Annotated in this window: 12 protein-coding genes and 1 pseudogene; 2 read left to right on the forward strand and 11 right to left on the reverse strand. The window is 46.7% G+C overall.

What is annotated here, in order from left to right:
- Positions 1–2: 2 nt before the first annotated feature.
- The 5 genes and pseudogenes from ACES2C_RS10770 to ACES2C_RS10790 form a co-directional block, all read right to left on the reverse strand.
- Positions 3–1,414, reverse strand: a pseudogene (locus ACES2C_RS10770) (CCA tRNA nucleotidyltransferase).
- A gap of 173 nt (positions 1,415–1,587) precedes the next feature.
- Positions 1,588–2,151, reverse strand: a complete 564-nt coding sequence (locus ACES2C_RS10775; protein WP_374163116.1) for an L-threonylcarbamoyladenylate synthase — start codon at positions 2,149–2,151, stop codon at positions 1,588–1,590.
- Positions 2,141–2,833 (reverse strand): glycosyltransferase family 9 protein, encoded by a 693-nt coding sequence (locus tag ACES2C_RS10780; RefSeq protein ID WP_374163117.1) that lies wholly within the window; start codon positions 2,831–2,833, stop codon positions 2,141–2,143. The genes ACES2C_RS10775 and ACES2C_RS10780 overlap by 11 nt, the downstream gene beginning before the upstream one ends.
- Entirely contained in the window at positions 2,830–3,138 is a 309-nt protein-coding gene (locus ACES2C_RS10785) for a glycosyltransferase family 9 protein (RefSeq protein ID WP_374163118.1), read from the reverse strand. Before ACES2C_RS10785 ends, ACES2C_RS10780 begins: the two co-directional genes overlap by 4 nt.
- Entirely contained in the window at positions 3,138–3,956 is an 819-nt protein-coding gene (locus tag ACES2C_RS10790; RefSeq protein ID WP_374163119.1) for a 2,3,4,5-tetrahydropyridine-2,6-dicarboxylate N-succinyltransferase, read from the reverse strand. The genes ACES2C_RS10785 and ACES2C_RS10790 overlap by 1 nt, the downstream gene beginning before the upstream one ends.
- Before the next feature lie 774 nt (positions 3,957–4,730).
- On the opposite strand from ACES2C_RS10790, the gene ACES2C_RS10795 reads away from it, so the two are divergent.
- Positions 4,731–5,150: an RNA-binding S4 domain-containing protein gene (locus ACES2C_RS10795; RefSeq protein WP_374163120.1), complete on the forward strand. Its 420-nt coding sequence runs from the start codon at positions 4,731–4,733 to the stop codon at positions 5,148–5,150.
- On the opposite strand, the gene ACES2C_RS10800 is transcribed toward ACES2C_RS10795, so the two are convergent.
- Positions 5,147–5,638 carry a nucleoside deaminase gene (locus ACES2C_RS10800; RefSeq protein WP_374163121.1) on the reverse strand — a complete coding sequence of 164 codons (492 nt, stop codon included), beginning with the start codon at positions 5,636–5,638 and terminating at the stop codon, positions 5,147–5,149. The two genes, ACES2C_RS10795 and ACES2C_RS10800, sit on opposite strands and share 4 nt — an antisense overlap.
- Positions 5,639–5,728: 90 nt before the next feature.
- Positions 5,729–6,334, reverse strand: coding sequence for an OmpH family outer membrane protein (locus tag ACES2C_RS10805; RefSeq protein WP_374163122.1), 606 nt, complete (start codon positions 6,332–6,334; stop codon positions 5,729–5,731).
- 291 nt (positions 6,335–6,625) lie between these two features.
- On the opposite strand from ACES2C_RS10805, the gene gyrB reads away from it, so the two are divergent.
- Positions 6,626–8,584, forward strand: a complete 1,959-nt coding sequence (gyrB, locus tag ACES2C_RS10810) for a DNA topoisomerase (ATP-hydrolyzing) subunit B (protein WP_374163123.1) — start codon at positions 6,626–6,628, stop codon at positions 8,582–8,584.
- Between the two features lie 308 nt (positions 8,585–8,892).
- On the opposite strand, the gene ACES2C_RS10815 is transcribed toward gyrB, so the two are convergent.
- The 4 genes from ACES2C_RS10815 to ACES2C_RS10830 form a co-directional block, all read right to left on the reverse strand.
- Positions 8,893–9,282 (reverse strand): group III truncated hemoglobin, encoded by a 390-nt coding sequence (locus tag ACES2C_RS10815; protein ID WP_374163124.1) that lies wholly within the window; start codon positions 9,280–9,282, stop codon positions 8,893–8,895.
- A gap of 49 nt (positions 9,283–9,331) precedes the next feature.
- Positions 9,332–9,757, reverse strand: coding sequence for an aspartyl protease family protein (locus tag ACES2C_RS10820; RefSeq protein WP_374163125.1), 426 nt, complete (start codon positions 9,755–9,757; stop codon positions 9,332–9,334).
- Between the two features lie 18 nt (positions 9,758–9,775).
- Positions 9,776–10,705 (reverse strand): malate dehydrogenase, encoded by a 930-nt coding sequence (mdh, locus tag ACES2C_RS10825; protein ID WP_374163126.1) that lies wholly within the window; start codon positions 10,703–10,705, stop codon positions 9,776–9,778.
- Positions 10,706–10,868: 163 nt separating this feature from the next.
- The gene (locus ACES2C_RS10830) at positions 10,869–11,084 is read right to left on the reverse strand and encodes a hypothetical protein (RefSeq protein ID WP_374163127.1); all 216 of its coding nucleotides are present in this window, start codon (positions 11,082–11,084) and stop codon (positions 10,869–10,871) included.
- Between the last annotated feature and the right edge of the window lie 58 nt (positions 11,085–11,142).

An 11,142-nucleotide genomic window follows, 5' to 3' on the forward strand; every position in this document is an offset into this window, starting at 1 on the left:
AATTAGTTATGTTCTGAAACTGCATGGAGCCCTAGTTCTTTCCCCTTTTCAATCATAAACAGCATTGCTTCCTCCCTCGAATTCGGTATTTCTCCTTCAAGGATAGCTTCGCGAATTTGGTTTTTAATTATCCCAACCTCCCGGCCGGCTTTAATACCAAACGTGTTCATGATGTCTATACCGCTCACAGGAGGCTGCCAGTTGCGGATCTGATCTCTCTCTTCAACGTCTTTGAGTTTTTGCTTTACCAGCTCAAAGTTCTGTCTGTACTTCTTTTTTTGTACTCATTTTTAGTGGTAACATCGGCATGACAAAGCATCATTAAACTTTCGATGTCCTCACCTGCATCAAAAAGAAGCCTCCGTACGGCTGAGTCGGTCACCACGTCCTGCGCCAGCACAATTGGCCGTAAATGCAACTGAACCAATTTCTGTACGAATTTCATCTTTTCATTGAGGGGTAGTTTCAGCTGGGTGAATATTTTGGGAACCATTCGTGCTCCCTTATCTTCGTGACCGTGAAAAGTCCAGCCCTGTTTGGTATCGAACCGCTTGGTTGCAGGCTTTGCTATGTCATGTAAAATAGCGGCCCAGCGTAACCAAAGGTCGTCGCTGAAAAGCGAGATATTATCGAGAACTTCAAGCGTGTGATAAAAATTGTCCTTATGCCCTTTGCCGTTGATCAGCTCCACTCCCCAAAGTTCAGCCATTTGAGGGAATATGATATGAAGAAGCCCGGTGTCGAACAGATAATTGAAGCCAACAGATGGTATCGGCGATAAAATGATTTTGTTCAGCTCGTCGGTTATCCGCTCTTTCGATACGATTGTTATCCGGTCCCTGTTGGTTGTTATGGCCTCAAGGGCATCTTGCTGAATCTGGAATGAGAGCTGTGAAGCGAATCTGATCGCCCTCATCATTCTTAGCGGATCATCAGAGAACGTCTCCAGGGGATTAAGGGGCGTCCTTATAAGACGCCGGTCGAGGTCTTCAACTCCTCCGAAAGGGTCAACCAATTGGCCGAACCGCCCCTTGTTAAGGCTGATGGCCATTGCATTGATTGTAAAGTCTCTTCTTTTTTGATCGTCGTCGAGCGTTCCATTCTCTACGATAGGCTTCCTCGAGTTAGAGCGGTACGATTCCTTTCGCGCCCCCACAAATTCTACTTCCATATCCTGGAATCGCAGCATCGCCGTACCAAAGTTTTTAAACACTGAAACCTGGCTCTTAAGCAGCTGTCCTACTTTTTCTGCAAATGCGATCCCGTTACCTACTACAAGAATGTCAATGTCTTTGGAGGGCCGGTGCAGGAACAGATCCCTCACAAATCCGCCTATGACGAATACAGATAGACATTCAGCATCTGCCAGGGTGCCTATTTTTTTAAATATCGGGTGCTGAAGATACTGTTCCATAAACATTGGCTTGCAAAAATAAGCGAAATAGATAAATGCGGAAGGCCAAAGAAAAAGAATAGTAAGGGGAGGGCTGGCAGTTTAGTCTTTGACAGCTCTTAATCGCTTAATTATCCGGTCTTTTCGGTTGACTTGCCCCATGAAAGGGGAGATATCATTGGACTTAGCGATGGCTACTTCCTGATAAAGACAAAGCGGCCATCAGGCTCAAGCTTCATAATCGTTGATGGAACGCTTTCCGTGTTGTCTTCCTGTCCGTACTCCACTACGTAATCTACTCCGTCGATGATCTCCTGCGCTACTTCCGAGAAGTTAGCGGGCGATTTTGCTCCGCTTATGTTAGCAGAAGTGGATACAATTGGTCTGCGGAAACGGCGGATCAGCTGTTCGCAGAAAGGGTGTCTGGCAACGCGGATCCCAATGCTGCCGTCCTGATGAATAACATTGCCCGCCAGGTTTTTCGCTCCTGAGTAAATGATGGTCAGAGGCTTCTCTGCGTACTCGATCAAATCATACGCAAGTGGAGGAACCTCGCTCACATAGCTTTCAAGCTTGTTTTCTGAGTCGAGAAGGACAATGAGGCTTTTTCCTGCGTCGCGTCCTTTAAGCTTAAAGACCTTTTCAACAGCGTCCTCGTTGGTTGCATCGCACCCGATTCCCCAGATGGTATCTGTAGGATATAGGATTAGCCCACCTGCCTGTAATACTTCCAGGGCTCTTGTTATATCAGCATTCATTTAAAATTTCTATTAAGCGGTTATGAGGAATATCACGGGCACATTTAAAATGGGTCTGCGGGCAACTTTTATACCCGTGCAAGCCGCAGGGCCGGCAATACAAAGGTTTCTCTATTTCGACAATATACCTTTTGTCGGACAGCGGACCGAAACCGAATTGCGTTACTGTTGAGCAATAAATAGCGGTAACAGGAGCGTTCACTGCACTTGCAAAATGCATAGGCGCAGAGTCATTGACGTAATTCATTGCCGCTTGCGACATCAATGCTGCTGAGTCCAGGAAGGAAAGCTGGCCGCAGAGGTTTATTGCATTCGGGTTTTGGGAGGCTTTTCCGATCCTTTCGCAGAGCATGTGATCTGCGGGGCCTCCCATAAGATACACCTTGTACTGATGGGGCACCTTGCTGATCAATTTGCTCCAGTATTCTTCAGGATATTGCTTAGTGAACCATACCGAAGCAGGAGCGCAGCATATAAAGGTCTGCCCCGTAAGCTCTTTCACCCTGGCAAAGCTCTCCTCTGGCGGGTAAAGGGCCGGTCTTGCTGCCTGCTTGTCTGTGATGTCCTGTATCAGTTCCTGATTCCGCTCTGTTTCATGAGCGTGCCCATCTTTGGACATCACATGTTTCTTCTTCACCTGAAAGAACACAGAGAGTGGATTTTTGTCGAAGCCTCTCTTCACTTTCGCTCCGGAGAGAACAGTAAGGAGACCAGTCGAAAAAAACGCTGGAGGTTGATAACTTCATCGTATTTTTCCGCCCTGATCTCTCTTGCGAGCCGTAAAAGGTTAGCAGTTTTCTTCCGTTTTTTATTCCAAACCCATACTTTGCCAATAAACGGGTGGCCAGCCAGCAGCTGCTCATTGCCTTGTCTCACAAGCATATCAATTCCAGCTTCAGGAAAGGCGCTGTGCAGTTTTTCAGCTATTGCAGTAGCGAGGACGACATCTCCGATAAAGGCAGTTTGTATGATCAGGAATCCAGGCATTACACTGCTACGTTATGTTCCCTTAGGGCGTCGTTTAAGGAAGTCTTTTTGTCGGTTGATTCTTTACGTGTCCCGATGATGAGTGCACATGGTACCTGATAATCGCCCGCCGCAAATTTCTTGGTATAAGATCCAGGGATCACGACTGACCTGGCCGGCACTCTGCCTTTATATTCGATTGGCTCAGCGCCAGAGACGTCTATGATTTTGGTAGATCCTGTTAAAACTACGCCGGCGCCAATGACCGCTTCCTGCTCAACATGTACACCTTCAACAATGATAGCTCTCGATCCAATAAAGCAGTTGTCTTCAATGATCACGGGAGCGGCTTGTACAGGTTCCAGTACTCCTCCGATACCGACACCTCCGCTAAGATGGACATGCTTGCCGATCTGCGCACAGGAGCCGACAGTAGCCCATGTGTCCACCATCGTGCCTTCGTCTACATAAGCCCCAATATTCACATAAGAAGGCATCATGATCACTCCCTTGGCAAGGTATGCTCCGTATCGGGCGATTCCGTGGGGAACAACGCGAACACCGAGTTCCTTGTAATTGGTTTTAAGCTGCATCTTATCGTGAAAAACAAAAGGACCTACTTCTATTTCTTCCATCTGACGGATAGGGAAGTATAGGATAACCGCCTTTTTTACCCATTCGTTAACCTGCCATCCCTGAGTAAGGGGTTCGGCCACGCGAAGTTCTCCTTTATCCAGCAGGACGATCACCTGCTCGATCGCTTTGATGTAATCATCTGAGCTGAGAAGGCTCCTGTTCTCCCATGCCTCTTCAATTTGTTTTTGTAGTTGAGCAATCATGTGTGATTTAATTTTTAGCAAAATAAAGATTTTTTAGGGACATTTATTCGCGTTACTATGCGGCTGCTTTTCTTAAGCCGCTCCGGAAGTAGTAATGCGGATTCCGGTCCAGCTATAAACGTATCTGTCAGGGGCAGGCGGTTTTTCGAAAATATTTGGCTTTTTAATTGCGCAGAGGCGACAAGCACAACTTGCCACTCTTAGCTGGAGCGTTACCCAGGAACAAGCTCTGCTAATTCTTTCACGCCTAAGGCGGCAGGAAATGTTCCGGTGATAGAGAACTGATCCAGGTAGGGACCTTCAGGGCGGGTTTGCGTGAGTCTGTGCTTTTTTAATCAGATCAGCTCGCCGGACAAGAGAACCAGCTGGTCCTTGAGTGGGAACTCTATGGATTCAGGTGGGCTGGTTATTTAAGCGGGTCCGTAACAAATGCGACATTCTTTTCTTTAATCCTGCCGGTAAAAGTTTGGGCGTATTGGTGACTTTCGGCGAGAAGCCCGACCCGGAGTTGGCGGGCGGCACCATCCTGTATAATATACAGGATGCGATTTCTAAGGCCAGGCGTTATATCGGAGCCATACGCCGAAAGCCGACGTGAAGGGAGGGCAAAAGTAACTAGTACCGGAGCTGATTAGACTTAAACCTAATGGCGGAGGCGGCGTAGTGACTTAGTAATGAAGCGACTAAACTTAAGCCAGGGAAGAAAAGCTCTTTGGAAATCTAATTTTGTTTCGTGTTCGTTTCATTGATCTATAATTTTCGATCTTTGCAGGTATGGCTGAAAAAGAAAAGTTGAGGATTGATAAGTACCTATGGGCGATCAGGGTGTTTAAGACGCGAACGCTGGCAACAGAAGCGTGCAAAGCGGGTCGGGTGAAGCTAAACGGTCAGAACATAAAACCGTCTTATGAGGTTAAAGTCGGGGAGGTATATCATGTGTCGAAGGGGATTGAAAGGAAGCAAATACGGGTGACGGGGTTCTCCTATAACCGGACAGATGCAAAAACTGCAGTGAATTTTTATGAGGATATTACACCGGAGGAAGAGACCTATCGCTTCAAGTCGGCCTTTCACGCTCCAGCTCTTGTGCGCGATAGAGGGGCCGGGCGTCCCACTAAACGAGACCGCCGCGAAATAGATGACCTTCTGGAGGGCGAAACTCCAGGTTCAGGCTTTTGGGACGATGAAGATTAATAGTGCGTCTTGTTCGTTTCTTGTTTCCAGCTTTGGAACACCTCCAGCGCTTCGCTATGAAGCACTTGTTCGGCGGGCAATTGTCTTTCACTCATCGGACGGTTAATTTCTTCATATATCAGCTTGTCGTCAAAGCCTATTGCCTCTGCATCTTCACGTGTATTTGCGAAGAAGATTTTCGATATTCTTGACCAGTAAATCGCGCCCAGACACATTGGACAAGGCTCGCAGCTCGTATAGATGACACAGCCACTCAGATCGAAAGAATTGAGCGCTTTTGCTGCCAGTCTGATTGCAGACACTTCTGCATGCGCAGTAGGATCGTTGCTCGACGTTACTGCATTTGAAGATTGTGCTATTATTTCTCCGTCTTTTACGATTACTGCACCAAATGGACCGCCTCCGCCTTGCTCCACGTTCTTCTGAGATAACGCGATGGCCAGCCGCATGTAGTCCTCATGCCCCTGAGGCGTCTTGTCACTTTGCATGTTGTTCTTCGTTTTGATTGCTTTTAAAGAAGAAAGGCTGCAGATTGCTGCAGCCTTTCTTCATGTCTGTCCTCGCTCAGAGGCGTTTGCTTATTTCTTTTCTTTTCCGTAAGCTTCATTCAGCCCTTTTAATACGTCTTTGGTCACGTCAAGGCTCTCATCTGCAAAAAGCAGAGATGGATTGCTTTTTGAATAGGTCAGCACCATCTTATAGCCTTTATCTTTTGCATACGTCTTTAGGTACTCGGCAACCTTATCATACAATTTTTCGTTCTCCGATGCCGACTCATTGGCGAGCGCAGAGCTGGCGTTCTGGTTAAAGGCAGCCAGTTCCTGTTGTTTTCTGGCTAAGCGTTGCTCGGTAGAAGCACGTTCATCCGCACTCATATCTTTCGCTTTTTGCTGGTACTCGCTTACCTCCCGCTGGAAGGCATTGCCTTTGCTGGTCAGGTCCTGCTGTGCTTTTTTCGACTTCACTTCAAGCTTGTTCCTGATATCTTTAAAGTAATCATAATTTGCCACAAGTGAGTCTGAATTTACGAACACGATCTTTTGCTCACTGCTGGCTGATCCGCTTGTTGAAGCAGCAGCAGGTGCGCCGCTTTTCGCCTGTTCCTTATTGCCGCAGGAAACCATTACAGCCGCAATAGCAGCAGCTGCAGTAAGTTGTGAAATTGTCTTGAAGGATATTTTCATGTAATAATTTTTGTGAAAGTCTATTTGTTTTTTAATGACCACAAAGAACATTCATCTAACTTTCATCCCCCTTTGTGGGGCACAGCTCATGAATGTTTTTCCGGAAATAAAACTACGCAAATATAAGCTTTCGCCGCAAGTATTCAAGCCCTGTTACAGGACGCCTCCGTATCGCACATTTAGCCCGTGAAAGAGAGGATAAAAAACACCGGAAACGTCGCTTTTTCTCCACAGAATGACGGAAATACGGCTAAAAATCGTTAAATTTGAAGCTATGTTTTTAACTAAACTATGAGCGAAGAACAAAAAAATAAGAATACTTATTCGGCAGAGAACATACAGGTATTAGAAGGCCTGGAAGCAGTGCGGAAACGTCCTGCGATGTATATCGGAGATGTGGGGGTTAAAGGATTGCATCACCTTGTTTATGAGGTGGTGGATAACTCGATTGATGAGGCCCTCGCAGGGTATTGTACGGATATTAAAGTTACCATCCATAAGGACAACTCAATAACGGTAGAAGATAATGGGCGTGGTATCCCCACGGGGATGCATCCAAAGGAAAAGAAGTCGGCGCTGGAAGTGGTAATGACCGTCCTGCATGCTGGCGGGAAGTTCGATAAAGATACATACAAGGTCTCGGGAGGTCTTCACGGTGTAGGGGTTTCGTGTGTGAATGCGCTTTCTGTACATCTGACCACTGTAGTTCACAGAGAAGGGCAGGTGTTCCAGCAGGAGTATGAAAGAGGGAAGCCGCTTTATCCTGTAAAGGTGGTAGGTGAGACAAACCGAACCGGAACCATTCAGACTTTTCTTCCTGATCCCGAAATATTTCAGCTCACCACGGAATACAAATACGACACGCTGGCTATCCGGCTTCGCGAACTTGCCTTTTTGAATAAGGGGATCAGGCTGACACTTACAGATGAAAGAGAAGTGGTGGAGAGCGGAAGCTTCCTCCAGGAGGAGTTTTATTCAGAAGGGGGGCTCAGGGAGTTCGTAAAGTACCTGGACGGAACAAGAACACCGCTTATTCCCGACCCTATCTATGTGGAGGGAACCAAGCAGGGTATCCCGGTGGAGCTTGCTTTGCAGTATAACGAAACCTATTCTGAGAATGTGCATTCCTACGTCAATAACATTAACACGATCGAAGGGGGGACGCATGTGGCTGGCTTCAGACGAGGGCTGACTAGAACGCTAAAGGCCTACGCCGAGAAGTCGGGCTTGTTAAAGAACGTAAAGGTTGAAATTTCGGGTGACGACTTTAGGGAAGGCCTGACAGCTGTCATATCTGTAAAGGTTCAGGAACCGCAGTTTGAGGGGCAGACCAAGACCAAGCTTGGAAACAACGAAGTGATCGGGGCTGTTGATGTCGCAGTCGGTGAAATATTAGGCAACTACCTGGAGGAGAATCCGAAGGAAGCCCGGCTGATCGTTAATAAGGTGGTTCTTGCTGCTACAGCACGTGCTGCAGCGAGGAAGGCAAGGGAAATGGTGCAGCGGAAGACAGTAATGGGCGGCTCTGGCTTGCCCGGTAAGCTGGCCGACTGCTCTGATAAAGACCCTGAAAAATGTGAGCTGTTCCTGGTCGAAGGGGATTCTGCAGGGGGTACTGCCAAGCAGGGACGTAACCGGCACTTTCAGGCTATTCTTCCGCTAAGGGGTAAAATCCTCAACGTGGAGAAAGCGATGGAACATAAGATCTATGAGAATGAAGAGATCAAGAATATCTTTACTGCGTTGGGAGTAAGTATAGGCACGGCAGATGATGACAAGGCGCTTAACCTTGAAAAATTGCGGTATCACAAGATCGTAATCATGACGGATGCTGACGTGGATGGTTCGCATATTACAACCCTTATTCTTACCTTCTTTTTCCGTTATATGAAGGAGTTGATCGAGTACGGATATGTTTATATTGCTTCGCCTCCGCTATACCTGGTAAAGAAGGGAAAAGATCAGATCTACGCCTGGAATGACGAGCAGCGCGACGCTGCCGTTCAGAAATTAAAGGGTGCGGGTAAAGAAGATAGTGTACACATCCAGCGATATAAAGGGTTGGGAGAGATGAACGCAGAGCAGCTCTGGGACACTACAATGAACCCAGATACAAGGCTTATGCGCAGGGCTACGATAGAAAATGCAGCTCAGTGCGATCATATCTTCTCCATGTTGATGGGCGACGAAGTTGCTCCTCGTCGTGATTTTATCGAGCGAAACGCGAAATATGCTCGTATCGACGCTTAATTCGTGGATATTTGAATTTATACATTCAGGCTGGGGAGCTCCCCGGCCTTTTTTTATGAAAGTGTATTTGTTTTATTGAGGGCGGTTAATTGCTTTTTGAAGGCATCAGTGAGATCGGTTCGCTAAGTTTAAGTGGCTACAAGGAACATTCATCTAACTTTCATCCCCGAATGGAACCTTATTTGCCTTTTACAGACTACAAGATATTTCAGTCAGCTTTCATCTCCGTTCTAACCGGCACAATCGTCTACCAATTCCGCCACCCGGGCTTTTCCCTTTCGGGATGCAAATGTATTTCAGAGCGCAGCTCAGGAACGTCTTATTAGCTTGCCTTCGATCTTGAAGAGCATGAGATCGGCGATAGAAGAGGCTTTCTGCTTTGCCTGCTCTGCTGTCTCTCCTGCGAACAGATCGTCAACTGTAGCAAAGAACAGCGCTTTCCACCGATTAAAATGTTCCCCTGTTAAAGGGTAGATGCTGTTGAGTTTGAAATGGACGTCCATCGGGTTTCCCTTAAATCCCCTTTCTCCAAAGAGAACCGTTTCCCAGAAGTCATACATCTTAGGTAAGTGCGATTCCCAGTTCACTTTTGCTACGTCATTAAAGATATAGCCAATAAGGGCATCTTCTCTTACCCTTAAATAAAAGCTGTCCACGAGCAGCTTGATATCCTGATCATTCTTAATGTCCTTCTTCATCTGTTATAGGTGGTGTTATAAGCTGCAGCAAAAAGCAGGCCTGTGCCGCTTATGCGATCGCGAAGAATAATTTACCCTGGGAATAGTCTATGATGGCGGCGTGTTTCATGAGGATGTCTCCTCCGATCACTCCCACTACAGGCGTCATTTCAAGCTTCTCATAGGCGATGTTAATAGTGGAAAGATCGAGTATGGCGACATCAAAATCTCGTATCATCAGATTTCCGATTGAAAATTCGGGCACGGACAAGGTATAGCTTTCCATCGTGTTTGTTCCAAGCCCTGCTGATAATTTGTCGCTCAAAAGAAGGGTTTCTGCATCAACATAGGCCTCAACGGTAGACTTATCAAAAACGGTACGTGAAGCTCCGGTATCAACCACAGCTTTGAATACCCTATTAAAAGCGACGACTTCCACCAGAGGGTGGAAGCCGTCGTCGTGCAGATTTAAAATTTCTAAAGGTATTTCTATCATTCAGATCCTTTAAGCGATTTACGCCAGCTCGAGCACGCTATTCATGCTGCGGACAGCTTCTGCGCTCTTTGCAAACGCTTGCTGTTCCTCTTCGCTTAATTTAACGTCCACAATTTTTTCCCATCCATTCTTACCCAGTACCACAGGTACTCCAATGGCGATATCGCTTTGTCCGTATTCTCCGTCAAGAGCTACACAGCAAGGTACCAGTTTTTTCTCATCACGTAAGATGCTTTCTACTAGCATAGCAGTTCCGGCACCCGGAGCATACCAGGCTGAAGTTCCGATCAGTTTTGTAAGGGTAGCGCCTCCAACCATGGTAGCAGCAACGATCTCATCCTGCTTTTCTTTGCTCAGGAATTGAGTTACAGGCACGCCGTTCCATGTAGCATGCTTAATCAGCGGAATCATAGTGGTGTCGCCGTGGCCTCCGATTACCATTGCATTAAGATCTGCGGGAGAGCATCCCAGCTCCTGGCTCAGATAATATTTGAACCGGGAAGAGTCTAAAGCACCGCCCATTCCAATGATCTTGTTTTTAGCAAGTCCGGATGTTTTAAGTGTAAGATAAGTCATTGTATCCATTGGATTCGATACAACGATGATGATCGTGTCAGGTGAGTGTTTCAGAATGTTCTCAGTAACGGACTTGACAATGCCTGCGTTAGTGCCAATCAGCTCTTCTCTGGTCATGCCCGGTTTACGTGGTAAACCCGAAGTGATCACAACAACATCAGAACCTGCTGTACTTGCGTAGTCATTAGTAACACCCTTTACTTTGGTGTCGAAGTTGAGGAGAGCAGAGGTTTGCATCATATCGATAGCCTTACCTTCCGCAAATCCTTCTCTGATATCTAATAAAACAAGTTCCTGAGCAAGCTCTTTTCTGGCGATATTATCAGCGCAGGTAGCACCTACGGCACCTGCTCCAACTACTGTAACTTTCATTATATTATTATGGTTTAAAAGTGTTTATTATGCGCGCAATATAGAAAAAACGCGGTATTAATAAAATTCTTTTTCCATTTGTAACAACCTTTAGGCACAATGAGTCTTGCCTCAAAGGCGCTTTTCTTCCGGGTTGGGCAAGGACGAAAGAGGCAGACTCTCTTTAGCGGGGCTTCCTGCCCGCAATGATGCGTGCTTTTTGGGGGAAGCTTTGATTTTTTCTGGCGGCAATTATTATTCTTATTACGTAGGGGTAGAAGGGGGACTGCCTGTATTTATAGTAAATGACTAAAAGATGGAAGAGCAAATGCTTGACGATGCGATTCAGAAATGTCTGGATGCTGAAGTACCGGTGACTGAAATTTGGACGGTTCTTCATTTGGCGCAACTTGTTGTGGCCTGAAAGGCGGACTGCCGGAGGCCGGCGTTTCAGGGAA

It is taken from the genome of Arcticibacter sp. MXS-1 (assembly GCF_041902385.1).
Classification (GTDB): Bacteria; Bacteroidota; Bacteroidia; order Sphingobacteriales; family Sphingobacteriaceae; genus Arcticibacter.

What these genes read in the sequence shown, in the direction of transcription:
- gyrB (WP_374163123.1), top strand. Translation starts at nt 6,626, where the DNA reads ATGAGCGAAGAACAAAAAAATAAGAATACTTATTCGGCAGAGAACATA.
- ACES2C_RS10805 (WP_374163122.1), bottom strand. Translation starts at nt 6,334, where the DNA reads ATGAAAATATCCTTCAAGACAATTTCACAACTTACTGCAGCTGCTGCT.
- ACES2C_RS10790 (WP_374163119.1), bottom strand. Translation starts at nt 3,956, where the DNA reads ATGATTGCTCAACTACAAAAACAAATTGAAGAGGCATGGGAGAACAGG.
- ACES2C_RS10820 (WP_374163125.1), bottom strand. Translation starts at nt 9,757, where the DNA reads ATGATAGAAATACCTTTAGAAATTTTAAATCTGCACGACGACGGCTTC.
- ACES2C_RS10795 (WP_374163120.1), top strand. Translation starts at nt 4,731, where the DNA reads ATGGCTGAAAAAGAAAAGTTGAGGATTGATAAGTACCTATGGGCGATC.
- ACES2C_RS10815 (WP_374163124.1), bottom strand. Translation starts at nt 9,282, where the DNA reads ATGAAGAAGGACATTAAGAATGATCAGGATATCAAGCTGCTCGTGGAC.
- ACES2C_RS10800 (WP_374163121.1), bottom strand. Translation starts at nt 5,638, where the DNA reads ATGCAAAGTGACAAGACGCCTCAGGGGCATGAGGACTACATGCGGCTG.
- ACES2C_RS10785 (WP_374163118.1), bottom strand. Translation starts at nt 3,138, where the DNA reads ATGCCTGGATTCCTGATCATACAAACTGCCTTTATCGGAGATGTCGTC.
- ACES2C_RS10775 (WP_374163116.1), bottom strand. Translation starts at nt 2,151, where the DNA reads ATGAATGCTGATATAACAAGAGCCCTGGAAGTATTACAGGCAGGTGGG.
- mdh (WP_374163126.1), bottom strand. Translation starts at nt 10,705, where the DNA reads ATGAAAGTTACAGTAGTTGGAGCAGGTGCCGTAGGTGCTACCTGCGCT.
- ACES2C_RS10830 (WP_374163127.1), bottom strand. Translation starts at nt 11,084, where the DNA reads ATGAAGAACCGTCCAAATTTCAGTCACCGGTACTTCAGCATCCAGACA.